Below are 18604 nucleotides of genomic sequence, written 5' to 3'. Positions count from 1 at the left end.
TTTTTTTACTATATAATAAAAAGTAGGAAGTAATGGAAAATAGATTTATCAAAATCACAAGGAGGGTTAGCTTATGATAGAAGTAAAAAACCTATTTAAAAGATATGGTAAAAATACCGTATTAAATGGAATCGATTTTGAGCTTAATAAGGGCGAAATTGTTGGTTTTATTGGACCCAATGGTTCTGGAAAGTCTACCACAATGAAATGTATGGTAGGACTAGTTTATCCAGACAAAGGTGAAATTTTAGTTGAAGGAAAACCTGTTAATCCAAAAAAACACGAATCTTTAAAAAAGGTCAGTGCAATGATTGAAGCACCAGGATTATATCACAACCTCAGTGGGTTAGAAAATCTTAAACTATTTGCTTCACTTAATAAAGTAGAAAATGAAAAAATCGAAGAAATTATTGGATTAATTAATTTAGGAAAAGGCCTTGAAAAGAAGACAAAAAACTATTCAATGGGAATGAAACAACGACTAGCATTTGGAATTACACTTTTATCATCACCTGATTATCTGATTTTAGATGAACCATTTAATGGACTTGATCCAGAAGGAGTATTTTCATTTCGAGAAGAAATAGTCAACTTGGCAAGTTCTGGATGTGGAATATTAATATCATCCCATCAACTAATGGAATTAGAAAAACTAGTAACAAGAAAGATTTTCATAAAAAATGGACAACTAGTGGATTCTTTACATGATATAAGTAATGGTAACAAAGTATATAAAATACTATTAAACAAAGATGAAATGTCTAAAAATTTTGATAATATTAAAAATTGTTTTGAAAAAATGAAAACAGATAAACTTATATCAAGATACTATCTTAATGAATCTGATGTGGTAGTCTTTATAAACAATGTGGAGGATTTATCCAAATTAATGCAAAATGTTTTACTTCAGCAACTTAATATTTATGGAGTTTTACCAGTAGCAGATGAAATTGAAGAACTTTATCGATTGATATATGAGGAGGAATTGGTTTGAAAAGTTTACTAGTATTTGAAAGAAAAAAATTTTGGCGAAAAAGTACAATTTTCACTATAATATTTTTCGCCATAATATTGAGTCTTTCTGTACTTCTACTTCAATATCAAAACTTAAAAAGTGTTCAAGAGTATAAAGAAAATTTAAGTATGGAAAGCTTTGAGATAGAGAATAGAGTCAAATCTTTAAAGAATCAAATATATATGACTGAAGATGCTATAAAAGAGGAAATGGCAAATAAAAATGCTGATGAAGAATTCATAGAACAACTAAATGAACAAAAAGAAGAATTATTAAAAACGCTTGATATATATGAAAAGTTGTTGGAATATGATAAAGAATTACAACGAAATTATGATAAACCTGAAAGATTATCAATTGAAATTAAAAGGAGAAAATTTCAATTGGATAATTTTGAATTAATTAGTAAAAACTCATATATACTTGTTGATGTAAGTGAAAAACAATTAACCCAAGATTTAAATAGACTTAAGTATTTAAGAGATAACAACATTGTTCCCCTTGAGTCACCATTTGAGGCAACAGGACAAAACTTTTTATTGCTGCAAATTCAATATCCTTTTTCATTGATTTGGGCTATATTACTAATTCTATTATTTTATGATATGTATTCATTAGATTTTGAAACTGGTGCTTACAAATCATTGTATACAAAAGAATATAGGAGAAACAAAATTTTTAACTCAAAGTGCCTGTTTTCAATATTAAATGCCCTTGTGATAAGCATAATCCTATTAGGAATGTCTACTATTGTGGCAACTTTGGTAAATGGCTTTGGGAGTACAATATATCCTGTGGAATATGGTGAAACAAGTATGGTACCTTGGAGTAGTGCTATAACTCAAATGACACCAGCTATTATATTGGGAATAGTATTTACTATAAGTTTAACTTTATTGCTATCTCAAATATTTAAAAATGGAGCTAATATTATAATAATTATGATTTCTTTGTTTATAATGGACTATTCATTCCGTGAGGTATTCTTAGAACAATCTTTGTTTTGGAGGATATGGCCATTTTCTTTTCTTAATCTAAAAGCAGTATTTTCAAATAAAAATGTTATGTATCTTGGGATGATATTGCTACTATTAAATATTCTAATAAATCTTATTGGGAAAAGATTTCTCGAGAATAGTGATATGTAAGGGGGATTATAGTGAATAAAATTAAAACTTCATTAAAATTGAATTTTAGAGACAAAAAAATTTTTGTATTATTACTTGTTGTATTTATTTATCTAGTGGTTATGCGTTCATATTTCAGAGGAAGAAAAGATGAGTATTTAAAGGAAAATCATTGGATGTATGAAGACTTAACAAATTATTATGAAATGGAATATTATTCTCATTCGAAACAAGATGAACCTGAGGTAGTAAAAGAATATTATAGATATATACTTCAGGTGACAAAAGATATTGATTCAGCATTAAAAAATGGAGATGAAAGAGAATTCTTGCTAAACAGAGCTAGGGACAGTTTGCTACTATGGAATAGAAATACTGAGTTTACTAGTGATTGGGAAGAAGTAAATAACATGAATGATAAGAGAAGACTAATACCCAGTCCTAGACAGTATTTTGGCAAGGAATATGATGAAATAAGGGCAAAGCTGGATTTTCCTGAATTTAAGGATTTAAAACTTTGGAGAAAATACGTATATGATAAGGCGAAACTAATGTGGATTTATCTTTTTAATCATGATTATGAATTGCTAAATAAGGGATTGTCAAATCAAAGTTATTATTCAACTAAACCTTTTTCATTTATTTATAATATTTTTTCTAAAAGATTTGCCTTAATTGTTTTTATCATTGCTCTTATGTTGGGGTCTAGTGGTTTAGGACAGGCTAGAAGTGAAGACTATCTCAAAACTGAATTGTCAATTTCTCATAACAGATTAAGCTGCTACAGGCGAATATTTGTCAATAACTTTATCACAATCATTCTAATTCTATTAATACCATTGTTATTGATGACATTGATAACAGGTTTCGCTGAAGGTTTCGATGGGATTTCTTATCCAGTATTATGTAATAAAAAGATTATGACGGGATGGAAACCTGATGTAGAATCTTATACGACCAGTTTAAACCCAACAGAAACAACACCAGTTGGTCTATCGCAATTAATATCAATAGGGGGAGTAAATAAGGTATTTGAAACTATTAAACTTATTCCCCTATGGAAATATTTATTGATATCTTTTTCGTTAATATTAATGGGAATATTGTTTTGGTTGAGTTTAGGGTATATGATATCGGCAATTTTCAAAAAAACTTTTGTTGCTCAAAGCGTGAGTATAGGAATATTGGTACTTAGTTTTATCCCGGGGATGATAGGAGCACCATTTGTTAATACAGTATTTGATTTGCCATCTCTTGGGAATGTAGGGCTAATTCCGGCAGGATATAGACTTGTAACTTATTGGCAGGTGTTTACACTATATTTAGTTGGAACAATTATTTTTAATATTATTGGCTATTGGCGTTTTAGTAAACAGGATATATAGGGACGGGGGGACAGGTTCCTTGTCCCAGAAAGATAATTTTAGAGAGGAGACATAATTTTATCTCCTCTTTATAAAGGATTTAAATATCTATATTATAAAGCTTTTTACAATTTGACATAAGCAAATCTCTCAATTCATATTGTTCTAATACTTCACAAAAATATATACATTTTTTAAGAGGAGCTATATAAGATTTATATCCAAGAAGATATTCAGCAATCGCTTTTCTAAAGTATAAAAGGTTTAATCCATTATAGTTTCTATATTGCATACAATATTTTATTCCTAAATCTGAGTATTTTAAAGCATTTTTATGGATATTAAGATTGTGATAAGTATATGAGAGGTAATAGCATATTTTGGGATAAAGTTCTTCGTTTGGCTTTACTGATTTCATACAGAAATTCATTATTTCAAGACTTTTTTCGGTGGATTCAAATTTGCTAATCAATAGAGCTATGTTCATTAGAATTCTTATTTCTATAGAACTGTATACGAAATTATTATAGTTATCTATTGAAAAATTATCAGTGGTAATTTTAATAGCTTCAACTAATTTGTCAAGGGATTCATTAATTTTATTATACTTTTTATTTAATATTATAGATTCTATGAGTAATATATATTGTTCTATCAGATCGACAAAATAGCTATTTGATTCGATTTTGGATAAAGCTTTTAAATTATTTAATTCTTCTGATAAAGTTTCAAATTCATTTCTATCTATTTTAGATTCTAATGTATTTTTTATTTTTTCTAAGGCAGAATAATTATTTAGTCTATAATCTAGTAAAAGTTTATTTAAATCTTTTTTTAATATTGGAGAAAGTAAATCTAAAGTTTTTTGCATAGGGATTGCTCTACCATTTTCAATATTTCGTAAGGTATCTTCATGGATTCCCGAGATTTCGCAGACATATTTTTTAGTAAATCCTAAATTAGTTCTAATGCTACGTATTTCTTCTCCAAAGTTTTGAAGATTACAATACAAAGTATTCGCCTCCTTGGAATTAGGTTGAGGATAAACCTGATTTAAAATTGGTTATAATTACCTTGATTATTATATATTATATAAGCAAATAAGGATGATGTAAAGGGAAAAGATTTCTCGAGAATAGTGATATGTAAGGGGGATTATAGTGGATAAAATTAAAGCTTCATTAAAATTGAATTTTAGAGACAAAAAATTTTTTGTATTATTACTTTTTGTATTTATTTATCTAGTGGTTATGCGTTCATATTTCAGAGGAAGAAAAGATGAGTATTTAAAGGTAAATCATTGGATGTATGAAGACTTAACAAATTATTATGAAATGGAATATTATTCTCATTCGAAACAAGATGAACCTGAGGTAGTAAAAGAATATTATAGATATATACTTCAGGTGGTAAAAGATATTGATTCAGCATTAAAAAATGGAGATGAAAGAGAATTCTTGCTAAACAGAGCTAGGGACAGTTTGCTACTATGGAATAGAGATACTGAGTTTAATAGTGATTGGGAAGAAGTAAATAACATGAATGATAAGAGAAGACTAATCCCCAGTCCTAGACAGTATTTTGGCAAGGAATATGATGAAATAAGGGCAAAGTTGGATTTTCCTGAATTTAAGGATTTAAAACTTTGGAGAAAATACGTATATGATAAGGCGAAACTAATGTGGATTTATCTTTTTAATCATGATTATGAATTGCTAAATAAGGGATTGTCAAATCAAAGTTATTATTCAACTAAACCTTTTTCATTTATTTATAATATTTTTTCTAAAAGATTTGCCTTAATTGTTTTTATCATTGCTCTTATGTTGGGGTCTAGTGGTTTAGGACAGGCTAGAAGTGAAGACTATCTCAAAACTGAATTGTCAATTTCTCATAACAGATTAAGCTGCTACAGGCGAATATTTGTCAATAACTTTATCACAATCATTCTAATTCTATTAATACCATTGTTATTGATGACATTGATAACAGGTTTCGCTGAAGGTTTCGATGGGATTTCTTATCCAGTATTATGTAATAAAAAGATTATGACGGGATGGAACCCTGATGTAGAATCTTATACGACCAGTTTAAACCCAGCACAAACAACACCAGTTGGTCTATCACAGTATATATTAAAAGGGGGAGTAAATAAGGTATTTGAAACTATTAAACTTATTCCCCTATGGAAATATTTATTGATATCTTTTTCGTTAATATTAATGGGAATATTGTTTTGGTTGAGTTTAGGGTATATGATATCGGCAATTTTCAAAAAAACTTTTGTTGCTCAAAGCGTGAGTATAGGAATATTGGTACTTAGTTTTATCCCGGGGATGATAGGAGCACCATTTGTTAATACAGTATTTGATTTGCCATCTCTTGGGAATGTAGGGCTAATTCCGGCAGGATATAGACTTGTAACTTATTGGCAGGTGTTTACACTATATTTAGTTGGAACAATTATTTTTAATATTATTGGCTATTGGCGTTTTAGTAAACAGGATATATAGGGACGGGGGGACAGGTTCCTTGTCCCAAAGAGTTTAAGGAAAAGTTAGTGAGTTAGCACAGGGGAAGATATATTTTGATAAATAATAGCTGCAACCTTTTGTTTTCAAGAAGTTGTGGCTATTTCTTTATCGTTAGGAAATATAATATAAGTATTTATGAATAAATAAAAAGGATATTTACAAAAAGTGTGGAATATGTAAGGAACGAGGTTAATAGGGGTGAATAAATTTGAAAACTTTAATAATTTATGCTTCAATACATCATGGGAATACAGAAAAGATAGGCAGAGCTATGGCAGAAACGCTAAATGCAGATATTATTAATGTAACTGACGTAAGTATTAATGAACTACAAAATTATGATTTAATAGGTTTTGGCTCAGGAATATATGGTGGTAAATTTCATAAAACTATGTTTAATTTAATTGAAAAGTTACCAAGTGTAGCTAATAAAAAGTCATTTGTTTTTTCAACTAGTAGTATGGAGAAAAAAAGTTACAACAAATCCATTGAAGAAAAATTAAAAGAAAAAGGAATTGTCGTAATTGGAAGTTTCAGTTGTAAGGGCTATGACACCTTTGGACCATTTAAATTTATTGGAGGCATTGGTAAGGGGAGACCTAATGAGGAAGATATAAAAAAGGCTCAGGATTTTGCTGAGATGATGCTGCGAAAGTTAGTAAGTTAGTACCGAGGGAAGAATATTTATTGAGTTTTAAATTTATTATTAATGGAGGTATGATTATGAAAAGTATTAAACCTGGACGTGGTCCATCTGGAATGTCCTTTATAGGATCTGTAGTTGCAATAATCTTCGGTATATTTTGGACAATTATGGCTTTTAGTATGACAGCAGGTTCTCCATTTGGGATTGAAGGAAGCATATTTCCGTTATTTGGGATTATTTTCGTAATAGTAGGCATTATTCAAGCAGTATATCATTATAAAAATGCTACTAGTGAAAATAGGTTTTCTGAATACGATATAACAGATTCATCTGAAGAAGGTGACCCTTCTGATAAATTTATAAAGAGAGAAGCAGATGATAATTATTGCCCATATTGTGGTGCTACTATTAAAAGTGATTATTCCTTTTGCCCAAAGTGTGGAAAGAACATACGAGGTGAATAAATATGAAAATTATTGATTTATCCATACCATTATATACAGGTATGGATGTTTTTCAAGGAGATCCAGAAGTGAGTATTGACGTAGTTCATACATATGAAAGGGATACATGGGAATTAAGACGTTTAGATATGGGATCACACACAGGAACTCATGTAGATGCATTTTCTCATATGCATGAAGGAAAACAAACATTAGATGAGATACCTATTGAGAGGTTTTTTGGTAAAGCACAAGTTGTTGAAGTATGTCAAGACTGGCCAAAGGAAGTAGGATTGTTTTTTATTGAAGAGATAGGAATAGAAGAGTTAGACAGAATAATCAATTCAAATCCAGGATTTGTAGGTGGAAATATATCAGAAGATTTAGAGAGAGCTTTATTAGGTAAAGAAATTATTACTTATACTAATTTAATTAATTTAGAACTAATACCAAAAGGCAAAACATTTATGTTTTATGGATTACCACTAAATATTAAATCTGGAGATGGTTCTCCAGTGAGAGCAATAGCTATTATTGAGAATTAATATTTGAAGAAGGGCAGTATTTATTATTTTATTAATTTAATTGGAGGAATAGTATGGAAAATAATATTTGGTCAGAAAATATACAAGGAGTTTTAATGCTTGATTTAAGTAGAGAATTAAGATTTAGAAATGATAGAAAGGATTTATTTTTGAATATTGTTGGACTTAAAGAAGGAATGACTATAGTTGATGTTGGTTGTGGTCCTGGTGCAATAACTAGGAAACTATCTAGTTGGCTAGGAAACGAAACTAAAATAATAGGTATAGATAGAGATACAACATTCATAAATTACGCTAAAGAAAAAGCAAGAAAACAAAATATGTACAATATAAGCTATTTAGAAGGTGATGCACTAAAACTTCCATTAGAAGACAATTCAGTAGATGCTTGTATATCCCATACTGTAATAGAGCATGTACCCAATAGGGAATTTTTATTAGAACAAAAAAGAGTATGTAAGCCTAATGGAAGAGTTTCTGTAATGTGTGCAAGGCCTGATAAATATATTAAAACTGAACCTAAGTTATTACCAAAACAAAGTGAACGTGAAATGGAACTTTTGGACAAGTTGTTTAAAGGAACAGATGAAATGTATAAAAAATATAATGTAGGGAAATACTGGCCTGATCCTGTAGAATTGCCTACATTGTTTGCTGAACTTGGTTTTAAAGACATTCAAGTTGATGGAATTGCTATTCCTGTAGCTATCGATGATGCAAGAAATAGTTATGATGAAAAAGTTGTAATATTTGAGACCCAAAAAGAGCAACTATTGGAAGTTGTAAATATGGGTTTATATCAAAATAAAAATGGACTATCAGATAAAGAAGTGAAAGAATTAAAACAATTAATTGAAGAGAGATTTGGGAAAAGGTTGGAATTGATAAAGAAAAGAAAATATATTTGGGATTATACTATTTTATTATTACATGTGGTATCTGGAATGGTTGAAAACTAAATTAAAGAGGGATTAAAATGATAAATAAATATAAAGATACAATAAAATATTGGGATAATGTTTTTGGACAGACTCAGGAATATAATCCTGTTGAAAAAATACAAATACAAGAAATTGAGAACGGGTTAAGTTGGCTTGTAGATAGCAATCAATCTACAATAGACTTTGGCTGTGGGAATGGAAAAGTAATATGTCGTTGTTTAGATAAAGGAATGGAATATGTTCGTGGAATAGATATATGTAATAATGCAATAGAGATAGCTAAAAGTGTCATAAAAAAATTCAAATATGAAGATAGAGCTGAAGTAATTTGTGGTGGATTAGAAAAGTTGAACGAAATTAAAGATAATAGCTATGAAAGTGCTATTTTATTTAATATCTTAGATAATTTAATACCTGAAGATTCAAAAGAATTAATTAAAAACATACATAGAATAGTTAAACCTAATGGTAAGATTCTATTAAAGTTAAACCCATATATTACTAGGGAACAAAGAAAAGAATATGAGTTTACTAAAATCTCTAATGAATTTTATAAAGAAAATACAGGGTTGTACTTATGGAACCTAAGCAATGAAATGATAGAAAAAGTTATAGATCCATTTTTTATTATTGAAAAATATGAAGAGATTAATTTCAAGCAATTTAATATTATAAATCGGATGTATTATTTAAGAAATAGATAGTATTAAGATAAATGTTTACAGATTTTTAACTGGAATGTTAGACATATTGCAGATATAAGTATTAAATTTCTTTCAGAGGAGGGAAAATAGGTATGAAGAATATGATTCAAGTTCAAGAGTTAACAAAAAAAGTACGGAGATAATACAGTGTTATTGATATTTATTTTTGCAACATTATTGATAATATATAAATTAAAACGTTTAGAAATCCACTCAATGAGGATTCAATTAATTTTTTAAGAAATTGTACCAGAGTATAGAAGGAAAGGTTTTGACCAATCTTTAGTTAATGAATTGTTAATTAGGATGAAAGGGAAAGCAAAACTTGCAGCAGTCTCTGGAGATTGTAATAATATCAATAATTTATTTAATTTATATAGGAAACGTGGTTTTATAGGCAACAGTATTTGGTATGTTGCTTGTGAAAAGTAAGATTAACATAGTATTAAAGTTATAATTTTTATAAAGATGTTATATAATATTCCTATTTTGTTATGGAGGAGGAAGGTCTGTGGAAATAAGCATTAACAATATGATAGATTCTATAATATAAGTAAATTTCATATAGTTACTGGCTATTCAGAAAGTTATTAATTGTAGAAATAAACGAGATGTGCATATCTACAATGGAGAAACGTTATGTAAGAATATTAGAATAGGAGGATAATTATGCGAAATAGTTTTAATATTATAAAAATAGATGATCCAGAAGAAAAGGAAGAGATCGTTTCAGAGGTGCTATTGGATTTGCCGGAGTGGTTTGGATTACCAGAAAGCATTAAAAGATATATTGAAGATTCAAGACAATTACCCTTATGGGTAGCAAGAAATGATAAGGAAACCATTGGGTTTATTGTTTTAAGTGAAAGCAGTAAGGAAACTGGAGAATTGTATTGTATGGGAATTAAAAAAGCATATCATAGAATGGGTATTGGAAAACAATTGTATATTGCTTTAGAGCAGTATGCAAAAAGTAGGTATAAGTATTTGCAGGTAAAAACTGTAGATGAGGGACATTATAAAGAATATGATCAAACCGTTGCTTTTTATAAAAACCTTGGTTTTTCCAAATTAGAGGTATTTCCAACACTGTGTGATGAGTGGAATCCATGCCTGATTATGATTAAGGCTTTATAAAAGATTATATGAACGATAGTTTTTGTATGAAAGATATTAATTAAAGCAAAATAAAATAACTTATTTTGTTACATGATAGTAGAATTATATGACGTACAACGGGCGACCACAGGTCGCCCCTACAATATTGGTTTTATCATATGTAGGGGATGGCTTTGCCGTCCCGCACCTATTACACATTTTTTATATCAAACGTCTTACTATAAATAATATTAATACCTTAATTTTTTCAAAATCAGTAAATAACTAACTATCAAGTATAACCCCTCGTGTCAAAGTAATGACATGAAAAAATAGAAAGAATTTAATAAAACAATAAGTACCATTGAATATGGTAAACAACAACCTTAGAGATAATTAATCAATAAACTAGTTCTCTGTAAACTTATATCTATAATTATAAAAATAGCAATAAAGCCTACAAAAAACGTGTTTTCCATCCGACCCTGCCTGTGGGGAACGTGCTATAATAATGACACTTGCACGAAGTAGAGATAAATCAATGGGTTTGAAGTTCTATCCTTAATAATTTTAAAAAAGGTATAAAGTAATATTTAATAAATAAAGCACATAAATATCGCCTTAATCGTTGTGCAACGATAATCAAATAGTCGTTTTAAAATGCAACGATATATATAACGATTTTATACATCGTTGCAAGGGCTAAATATCTATGATAAAATTTGATTATAGATGTTGGGGAGGTAATTATAATGGGAATGAGAGAAAAGTTTAATCTAGAATTTAAAAAAGAGATAACTAAGACATTTTTGAAAACAGTTAGTGCATATTCAAACTATAATGACGGACAGATTATATTTGGGATAGATGATAATGGTAATTTAGTAGGAATGGACCATGTAGAAGATGAATGCCTAAGGATAGAGAATATGATAAATGATTCCATGGACCCAGCTCCAAGTTTTAAAATAGGAGTGGAAAAAATAGATGAAAAGACTATTATCATATTAAATGTTATGAAAGGTAGGGATACTCCATATTACTACAAAGGAAAAGCTTATAAAAGATCAGATACTTCTACTTTAGAGGTAGATAGATTTGAATTAAGGAGATTGGCTATTGAAGGAATAAATATGGATTATGAAGAGAGAAGGTCATCATCCCAAGACTTAAATTTCGAGAAATTAGAATCTAAATTAAAAGAAAAGGCAGGAATAGAAAATATAAATTTAGATATTTTAAAAACTTTAAACTTGTATAATAAAGATGGATATTATAATACTGCAGCAGAATTATTAGCTGACAATAACAACATGGAGTTTTCTGGACTTGATATAGTAAGATTTGGGAAAGATATTAGTCAAATATTATATAGAGAAACGATTAGTCAAAAATCTTTATTATCTCAATATGATAGAGCAATAGAAATTTTTGAACAATACTATCAATATGAAGAAATAGAAGGGTATAAAAGAGTAAAAAAAGAACTAATTCCCAGGGAAGCTTTCAGAGAATCTCTAGCTAATGCAATAGTTCATAGAGTTTGGGATATAAACACGTATATACAAATATCCATGTATGAAGATGGAATAGAAATAAATTCACCTGGAGGATTACCAGAAGGTATTTCTACGAATGAGTATTTATATGGGAATATTTCAGTATTACGAAACCCTATAATAGCAGGTGTATTTTATAGATTAGATATTATAGAGAAATTTGGAACAGGGATAACGAGAATAAATAAAGAATATGAAGGTAGTTTATCTAAACCAAGTTTTGATATTAGTAGAAATAGTATATGTATACGATTACCAGTTATAGATATTAATAAATTAGATTTATCAGAAGAAGAGTTTCTTATCCTTAATATATTGAAAGATGAAATAGAACTTTCAAGGGGAGAAATAGATAAAAAATTAGGATTTAACAAATCCAAGACCCTCAGGATAATAAATAATCTTATAGATAAAAATATAGTACAAAAACTAGGCAAAGGGCCTGGAACAACTTATAGACTAAAATAGTGTTTTTATTTATTAATGAATATATGTTGGATTATATGACGTACAACGGGCGACCACAGGTCGCCCCTACAATATTGGTTTTATCATATGTAGGGGATGGCTTTGCCGTCCCGCACCTATTACACATTTTTTATATCAAACGTCTTACCATGAAAAATATTAACACCTTATTTTTTTCTAAATCAGCAAATAACTAACTACCAAGTATAACCCCTCGTGTCAAAGTAATGACATGAATAAATCTTGGCAACTCAAAAAACAATAAGTACCATTGAATATGGTAAACAACAACCTTAGAGATAATTAATCAATAAACTAGTTCTCTCTAAATTTATATTCAAAACATGAAAACAGAATAAAATCATAAGAAAAACCCAATTTTCCATCCGAACCAGCCTGTGGAACTGGGGACTTCTTGGTATGGGTATGGTTTCTGGTGAATAGATTGAACAGACAATAAAAAGAGAAATTTTTGAGGAAACAGGGACGAATTTCTGCAAGTAATTTCGATCAAAACAAGGAAATACAACAGGTGTTGGAATAGTGAGGTGGAGGTAAAGAGAGAAAAAAGTTGCCAATGTATTGATAAATAGGGATATTACTGCTATATATTCTAGTTCATAAAAAGAGCTATTGATACGATAAAAGATTTTGCAGAGAATAGTGGACTTGAGAGTATTGAAGAAGTTGAAATTTAGCAAATATATAGATGAAAAACAAAAATAATTATATATGATTACTTAAAAGTGCAATAAAGTCATTAAATAAAACGTTTAAGTATATAGGAGCAAAATTTTAATAAAAAAGGGGATAAAAAATGTGTAAACAAAAAGAAACAAATGTTAGAGTGAATTTAAATAGATCTAAAGCGCTAAGGCATATAATTACAGGGATAGGCATACTAATTTTTTCAAGTGTCATAGGTAGTATTGCATATAGTTTACCACTACCAGAGGGTATTATGGCATTTTTAAACTGCGTTATTTATGTTGGAATAACTTATGGACTTATTAAGTTATATTGTGAAAAAGTAATTCACATTAAATTAGAAGATTGCCGTATTACTAAACCAAAAGTAAGTCCAGTATGGGCTTTATGTGCATTACTATTGCCAGTTGGTGTGTCTTGTGCTTTAATGTGTACAACAGGAATTTTTGTAGCAAATAGTATGAACGTATCAAAAATTACAAACATTATTCTTGTTGCATTGTTTGGTGCTGGAATTAGTGCTGGAGTTGTTGAAGAGATGGTATTCAGAGGTTTTATTATGAGGATGGTAGAAGAACGTTGGGGAAGGTTTGCTGCTGTTATCGTTCCATCGGTTATTTTTGCACTTTTGCATATTATAAACATAGATATGAACTTGAGAGATATAATATTACTGTTAATAGCAGGGACAAGCGTAGGTATTATGTTTTCCTTGATTGTATATCAAAGTGGTTCAATTTGGTCTAGTGCATTGGTACATGGAATGTGGAATTTTATTATGATTGGTGATATTCTAGATATTAACATTAAACATAATACAGAGGCTATTTTTTCTTATAAGATGTTATCTAAATCAGCTATTTTGACAGGTGGTTCATTTGGAGTTGAGTCATCTATTATTGCTGTAATTGGTTACTGGATAGTTATTATGGTTGCATTGTTATTGTTACATAATGAGGGAGAGCAATAAAAATAAAGGGATAATTGGGATAATTTAAAGAGGTGAAATTATTATGGATTGTACTTTTAGAACAGAACAAGGTAAATTTAATTACAGAGTCGGAGCAATTATTATATGTGAAAACAAAATTTTGATGGTTAAAAGTAGCAGAGAACCTTATTGTTATTCTGTTGGGGGGGATATAAATAAAATGAAAAGAAGGCTATTAAGTTTAATAATATTGACAATGACAACTGTATTATTAATGTCATGTTCTAAATCTGTAAATGTTCAGCAAGTACCAAATAGTGTGGATACGAACAAAAATATAGATGGATACAAAATTAGTCAATCTCAAGATGGGAAAAAAGAGATTTATTGTACTGAAGATAAAAAGTTAATATTAGTATATGATGATAGTGAAAAAGTTATATATGAAAATTACAAGGATATTACTACGAATCCATACTCTATATGGAGTTTTGATGAGTATAAAATTCAATGGAGTAGTGATGGTAATTATGTATATATTGTTGATAGTATATATGATTTAAATAATAATAATTTGATACCTATAAAAGATTGTGTTGTTTTTTCATGGATAGATAATAAGGGAGTATATTTAGCTGAAGGGACTCATTATGAGATATCTTATGACGGTGGACTTCAAAATGAAATGGCTGTAGGTAAAAAGGTTAAAGTTATAGAGAGTGGTGAAATAAAAGAAAAAGGGAAACAAACGGATGATAGATATTTTGTATTGGATCATTTTATTGATGTAGATAAGGTATTTGAAGTTGTAGGAGATTATATAATTGTAGACACGGCCTCATTGAAATACAGAGAAGAGGAATTGCAAGAGAAAATTGAAGAGGATTTTCGTTCCAATAAGTTTAGAGAGTTTTTAAAACAAAATAAGGAAGAATCTTTAAATATGAAATATATGGTTTTAATTGATGCAATAAGAGAATCAAAAGAATTTCAACAGCTAAAGTATCAAATAAATGATTTAGAACAAAGTTATCCTATAGAATTTGAAGGCGATATTAAAGAATTAATCAAAATAATAAATGACTCTACATATTGTAGCTACAATGTTAGTGGGAAGTATTATTTAAGAGATATAAAAGAAGAAGAAGTGAAATTTAGATAAAATATATATTAAATAACTGTATTAAAGTTATTTGATTAAAAATTATCTGTCTACTATAGAATAATGAATATCTGATATCAAGGGGTTTTAAAACAGTATACTTAAAACTAATTAAAATTACTTAAAAACATTGCATATTAAATAAATTTATACTATACTTTATAGTAAGGGGTGATTATCATAAAACTTACTATAAAAGAAGCAAGTGAATATTTAGGAGTTGCAAAATCAACTCTAAGAAGATGGGAAGATGAACTATTCAAATAGCCGAAGGCGGTGAATGAATGTAATGATATTCAATAGAAAAATAGAAGTTATCTTTACAAAACAAGATGAATTAATTCTAGATGGACAATCTAAAATATGTAATTGGCTATACAATTATCTTTTGGAAATGACAATAAAAGATTATAAAGAAAATAATAATGACAAAAAACTCTTGACAGGAAGGAACTTAAGAAATCAAGTTCCAATACTAAAACAAGAGTTTATTTTTTTGAATACAGTACATTCATCACCACTCAAAAACACAGCAATAAGACTGAAAGAAACATACAAAAAATTTTTCAACAATGAAACAGGATATCCTAAATTCAAATCATGGAAAAAACATTGGTTTTCACTATATTATGATGAACCAAACAAAGGCTTTAAACTAATAGAAAACAAAAATTTACAAATAACCTTAGGAATAAATAAAGAAAATAAAAGAATAAAAGTAATAGGAAAACTAAAAGAAAATTTAAATTTAAGAAACACAGACAAAATAAAAAACTTCAGATTATGCAAACAACAAGGCAACAAATTCTATGCAATATTTTGTATAGAAAGAAAAGACATAGACAAAAAAGAAACAAACAAATGGATAGCAATAGACCAAAATCATAAAAACTTCTTTGTAGCCATAGACAATACTGGAGTAAGTTATGAATTTGAAAAACTGCCACAAACAAAATATTGGGACAAGGTAATAGATGAAATAAAATCAAAGAGAGATTTATGCAGCAGAAAATCAAAACTAATAGAAACAGAAACAGGGAGAAGCTATTACCTACCAAGCAAAAGATGGACAAAGCTAAATAAAGCATTAGACAATGCTTACCACAAGAGACGAGAACAAATAAAGTCAAGTTGTTATAGCATTGCTAATTGGATAGCAAAAAACTATGACTATGTAGCAATAGGAGACTATACTCCTAGTCTTAATACTGCAACTTATGATAATATGCATAGAAGCATGTTAAATCAAGAAATAATAGGAGAATTTAGAAACATACTAAAATGGGTAATGGAAAGAAGCGGTAAACACTATTCAAAAGTAGACGAAAAAGATACAACTAAAAATTGTTGTATATGTGGAAATAAAGAAAAAAAAGATCCACAGATAAGAGAATTTACATGTCAAAAATGTAAAACTAAATTATCAAGAGATATAAACAGTAGTGTTAATATAGCTAAAAAAGATAAATTATTGTCTGGTTCGGACTATGTTGATTGGGATTTATACAACTCAACATATACATCTAAATGGAATTTTAAAAAAAGTAAAATTCTATTTACTGGCCATACGTTAGAGAAATCTAATATATGGATGAATTAAATCGAGAAGGTGATACTTCTTGAGCAAAATCTATTTGTATAAATATATTTTGATATATTTGAGTAGGTTTTGTAGAACGGTATTGCTGCCGCTTATTCAAGTCCATATAAAAGAGCTGTTGATACGATAAAAGATTTTGCAGACAATAGTGAACTTGAAATTATAACTGACAATGATTTATGTGAACGTAGAGTTGGTGAATGGGTAGAAGATTTTAGAGGATTTTCTGAAAAACAGTGGCAAGATTTTGATTTTAAACTTTTGGGAGGGGAATCCTTAAGAGAAGTTCAAGAACGCAATGTCACTGCGATTTTAAATATTATAAAAAATAACTTAGGGAAAAGTGTAGTTATTGGAACTCATGGCACTGCGTTAAGTACAATTATTAATTATTACAATTCAGACTTTGGACATGCTGATTTTTTGAAAATTGTTGATAAAATGCCATATATCTTATGTTTTAAGTTCAGTGATATGCAGCTTGAGAGTATTGAGGAAGTTGAAATTTAGCAAGATTATTGATTTATAGACTTTAAGGTAAATTTATTTATTTTTTAAAAAATGAGTAAGTAAATATTATTTTATGGAGGTAAATTGAATGGAGATATTTGCAAAACCAGCTGTAGGTGCAATAATTGAAAAAGATATTAATGGTGTTTTGCATATTTTAATACAAGAAAGATATAAAAAGATGATAATTTGGAGAATGGATTAATTGAAATTCCTGCTGGGTAAGTAAGAGAATATGAAAATATATTTGATGCATTACGTAGAGAAATACAAGAAGAAACAGGGTTGATAATAACAGAAATTCAAGGAGAAAAAGAGACTGCAGTATGTAATTGTAACGAATATATAGTTATTAGTTTCAATCCATTCTATTCATCACAAAATTTAAGTGGTGGTTACTCTATAATGTTACAAACATTTATTTGTAAAGCAACAGGTAAATCGTTACAACAATCAGATGAATCAGTAAATATTAGATGGATTTCATTGTCAAATTTGAAAACTTTATTAGAAGAAAATGAAAATGCATTTTATCCTATGCATATAAATGCTATGAAAAAATATATAGATGAAAAACAAAAGTAATTATATATGATTACTTAAAAGTGCAATAAAGTCATTAATTAAAAATAAAGATAAAGAGTGTAAGGACAAAAACCCTGTCTATATATCTAGGAAATACATTGAAAGTCCTAATGCTCAAATTCGTAAATTAAATAATGAGGAAGTCAAAAATTATCTTAAAGATCAAAAGCAATTTTTGAAAAAATGATATTAGAAAGAAGTGATATATATGAAATACCCTGAACCTACTGTTGGAGCAATTATTTTTAATCCAGATAATAAGATACTCCTATGTAAGTCTCATAAATGGAATAACAAATATGTAATACCTGGTGGACATATTGAACTAGGTGAAAAAATGGAAGAAGCCTTAAAAAGAGAGATATTTGAAGAAACTGGTTTAAAGATATATGATATTAAATTAATAAGTCTAAAAGAGAGTGTTTTTAGTAATACTTTTCATGAAGGGAAACATTTTATATTTATTGATTATATATGCAAAACAGATTCTTATAATGTCGCTTTAAATGATGAAGCAGAGGAATATGAATGGGTAGATTTAAAAGAAATTGATAATTATGAATTAGGTGGTTTTGTCAAATCATTGTTGATGGAATTACAAAATAGTAAAGACTCTAAAAATAAAATAGAGATTTTTTATGGGTATTAAAGGAAGGTTACTATT

At 28.6% G+C, this 18604-nt stretch carries 19 protein-coding genes; 18 read left to right on the top strand and 1 reads right to left on the bottom strand.

Annotated features, from left to right (window positions below; genetic code table 11):
• Nucleotides 1–73: 73 nt before the first annotated feature.
• Genes BQ9840_RS05305 through BQ9840_RS05295 form a run of 3 tightly spaced genes read left to right on the top strand, consistent with a single transcriptional unit; the run spans nt 74 to nt 3527 of the window.
• Entirely contained in the window at nt 74–994 is a 921-nt protein-coding gene (locus BQ9840_RS05305) for an ABC transporter ATP-binding protein (protein WP_077368781.1), read from the top strand.
• Nucleotides 991–2163: an ABC transporter permease subunit gene (locus tag BQ9840_RS05300; RefSeq protein WP_159436084.1), complete on the top strand. Its 1173-nt coding sequence runs from the start codon at nt 991–993 to the stop codon at nt 2161–2163. Before BQ9840_RS05305 ends, BQ9840_RS05300 begins: the two co-directional genes overlap by 4 nt.
• Before the next feature lie 11 nt (nt 2164–2174).
• Nucleotides 2175–3527: an ABC transporter permease subunit gene (locus BQ9840_RS05295; RefSeq protein ID WP_159436083.1), complete on the top strand. Its 1353-nt coding sequence runs from the start codon at nt 2175–2177 to the stop codon at nt 3525–3527.
• A 79-nt stretch (nt 3528–3606) separates the two neighbouring features.
• On the opposite strand, the gene BQ9840_RS05290 is transcribed toward BQ9840_RS05295, so the two are convergent.
• The gene (locus tag BQ9840_RS05290; protein WP_077368775.1) at nt 3607–4518 is read right to left on the bottom strand and encodes a helix-turn-helix domain-containing protein; all 912 of its coding nucleotides are present in this window, start codon (nt 4516–4518) and stop codon (nt 3607–3609) included.
• A gap of 148 nt (nt 4519–4666) precedes the next feature.
• On the opposite strand from BQ9840_RS05290, the gene BQ9840_RS05285 reads away from it, so the two are divergent.
• The 15 genes from BQ9840_RS05285 to BQ9840_RS05215 all read left to right on the top strand — a co-directional run bounded on the left by BQ9840_RS05285 (nt 4667) and on the right by BQ9840_RS05215 (nt 18589).
• Nucleotides 4667–6019 carry an ABC transporter permease subunit gene (locus BQ9840_RS05285; protein ID WP_159436082.1) on the top strand — a complete coding sequence of 451 codons (1353 nt, stop codon included), beginning with the start codon at nt 4667–4669 and terminating at the stop codon, nt 6017–6019.
• 229 nt (nt 6020–6248) lie between these two features.
• Nucleotides 6249–6707, top strand: a complete 459-nt coding sequence (locus BQ9840_RS05280; RefSeq protein ID WP_077368770.1) for a flavodoxin family protein — start codon at nt 6249–6251, stop codon at nt 6705–6707.
• 56 nt (nt 6708–6763) lie between these two features.
• Nucleotides 6764–7150, top strand: a complete 387-nt coding sequence (locus BQ9840_RS05275; protein WP_200804880.1) for a zinc ribbon domain-containing protein — start codon at nt 6764–6766, stop codon at nt 7148–7150.
• A gap of 2 nt (nt 7151–7152) precedes the next feature.
• Nucleotides 7153–7674, top strand: coding sequence for a cyclase family protein (locus BQ9840_RS05270; protein ID WP_077368768.1), 522 nt, complete (start codon nt 7153–7155; stop codon nt 7672–7674).
• A 53-nt stretch (nt 7675–7727) separates the two neighbouring features.
• A complete protein-coding gene (locus BQ9840_RS05265; RefSeq protein ID WP_077368766.1) occupies nt 7728–8633 on the top strand; it encodes a class I SAM-dependent methyltransferase in 906 nt (301 codons plus the stop codon).
• A gap of 17 nt (nt 8634–8650) precedes the next feature.
• Nucleotides 8651–9319: a class I SAM-dependent methyltransferase gene (locus BQ9840_RS05260; RefSeq protein ID WP_077368764.1), complete on the top strand. Its 669-nt coding sequence runs from the start codon at nt 8651–8653 to the stop codon at nt 9317–9319.
• Nucleotides 9320–9988: 669 nt separating this feature from the next.
• Nucleotides 9989–10456, top strand: a complete 468-nt coding sequence (locus tag BQ9840_RS05255; RefSeq protein ID WP_077368762.1) for a GNAT family N-acetyltransferase — start codon at nt 9989–9991, stop codon at nt 10454–10456.
• 713 nt (nt 10457–11169) lie between these two features.
• Nucleotides 11170–12444 carry an RNA-binding domain-containing protein gene (locus BQ9840_RS05250; RefSeq protein ID WP_234978624.1) on the top strand — a complete coding sequence of 425 codons (1275 nt, stop codon included), beginning with the start codon at nt 11170–11172 and terminating at the stop codon, nt 12442–12444.
• Between the two features lie 817 nt (nt 12445–13261).
• Nucleotides 13262–14122, top strand: coding sequence for a CPBP family intramembrane glutamic endopeptidase (locus tag BQ9840_RS05245; protein ID WP_077368760.1), 861 nt, complete (start codon nt 13262–13264; stop codon nt 14120–14122).
• A 43-nt stretch (nt 14123–14165) separates the two neighbouring features.
• A complete protein-coding gene (locus BQ9840_RS05240) occupies nt 14166–15245 on the top strand; it encodes a hypothetical protein (protein ID WP_077368758.1) in 1080 nt (359 codons plus the stop codon).
• Between the two features lie 171 nt (nt 15246–15416).
• Nucleotides 15417–15512 carry a MerR family DNA-binding transcriptional regulator gene (locus BQ9840_RS05235; RefSeq protein WP_077368356.1) on the top strand — a complete coding sequence of 32 codons (96 nt, stop codon included), beginning with the start codon at nt 15417–15419 and terminating at the stop codon, nt 15510–15512.
• Between the two features lie 13 nt (nt 15513–15525).
• Nucleotides 15526–16845, top strand: coding sequence for an RNA-guided endonuclease InsQ/TnpB family protein (locus tag BQ9840_RS05230; protein WP_200804879.1), 1320 nt, complete (start codon nt 15526–15528; stop codon nt 16843–16845).
• 81 nt (nt 16846–16926) lie between these two features.
• Nucleotides 16927–17355, top strand: coding sequence for a histidine phosphatase family protein (locus BQ9840_RS05225; protein WP_077368756.1), 429 nt, complete (start codon nt 16927–16929; stop codon nt 17353–17355).
• Between the two features lie 285 nt (nt 17356–17640).
• A complete protein-coding gene (locus tag BQ9840_RS12835; protein WP_234978623.1) occupies nt 17641–17940 on the top strand; it encodes a hypothetical protein in 300 nt (99 codons plus the stop codon).
• A gap of 208 nt (nt 17941–18148) precedes the next feature.
• Nucleotides 18149–18589, top strand: a complete 441-nt coding sequence (locus tag BQ9840_RS05215) for an NUDIX domain-containing protein (protein ID WP_077368754.1) — start codon at nt 18149–18151, stop codon at nt 18587–18589.
• Nucleotides 18590–18604 lie beyond the last annotated feature (15 nt).

Origin of the sequence: Anaerosalibacter sp. Marseille-P3206, from assembly GCF_900155565.1 — a bacterium.
Classification (GTDB): domain Bacteria; phylum Bacillota; class Clostridia; order Tissierellales; family Sporanaerobacteraceae; genus FUHM01.
The sequence above is the reverse complement of the archived record's forward strand: the minus strand, read 5'-3'. Positions and strand labels throughout refer to the sequence as shown.

What these genes read in the sequence shown, in the direction of transcription:
- BQ9840_RS05305 (WP_077368781.1), top strand. Translation starts at nt 74, where the DNA reads ATGATAGAAGTAAAAAACCTATTTAAAAGATATGGTAAAAATACCGTA.
- BQ9840_RS05275 (WP_200804880.1), top strand. Translation starts at nt 6,764, where the DNA reads ATGAAAAGTATTAAACCTGGACGTGGTCCATCTGGAATGTCCTTTATA.
- BQ9840_RS05270 (WP_077368768.1), top strand. Translation starts at nt 7,153, where the DNA reads ATGAAAATTATTGATTTATCCATACCATTATATACAGGTATGGATGTT.
- BQ9840_RS05265 (WP_077368766.1), top strand. Translation starts at nt 7,728, where the DNA reads ATGGAAAATAATATTTGGTCAGAAAATATACAAGGAGTTTTAATGCTT.
- BQ9840_RS05260 (WP_077368764.1), top strand. Translation starts at nt 8,651, where the DNA reads ATGATAAATAAATATAAAGATACAATAAAATATTGGGATAATGTTTTT.
- BQ9840_RS05255 (WP_077368762.1), top strand. Translation starts at nt 9,989, where the DNA reads ATGCGAAATAGTTTTAATATTATAAAAATAGATGATCCAGAAGAAAAG.
- BQ9840_RS05250 (WP_234978624.1), top strand. Translation starts at nt 11,170, where the DNA reads ATGGGAATGAGAGAAAAGTTTAATCTAGAATTTAAAAAAGAGATAACT.
- BQ9840_RS05245 (WP_077368760.1), top strand. Translation starts at nt 13,262, where the DNA reads ATGTGTAAACAAAAAGAAACAAATGTTAGAGTGAATTTAAATAGATCT.
- BQ9840_RS05240 (WP_077368758.1), top strand. Translation starts at nt 14,166, where the DNA reads ATGGATTGTACTTTTAGAACAGAACAAGGTAAATTTAATTACAGAGTC.
- BQ9840_RS05230 (WP_200804879.1), top strand. Translation starts at nt 15,526, where the DNA reads ATGAATGTAATGATATTCAATAGAAAAATAGAAGTTATCTTTACAAAA.
- BQ9840_RS05215 (WP_077368754.1), top strand. Translation starts at nt 18,149, where the DNA reads ATGAAATACCCTGAACCTACTGTTGGAGCAATTATTTTTAATCCAGAT.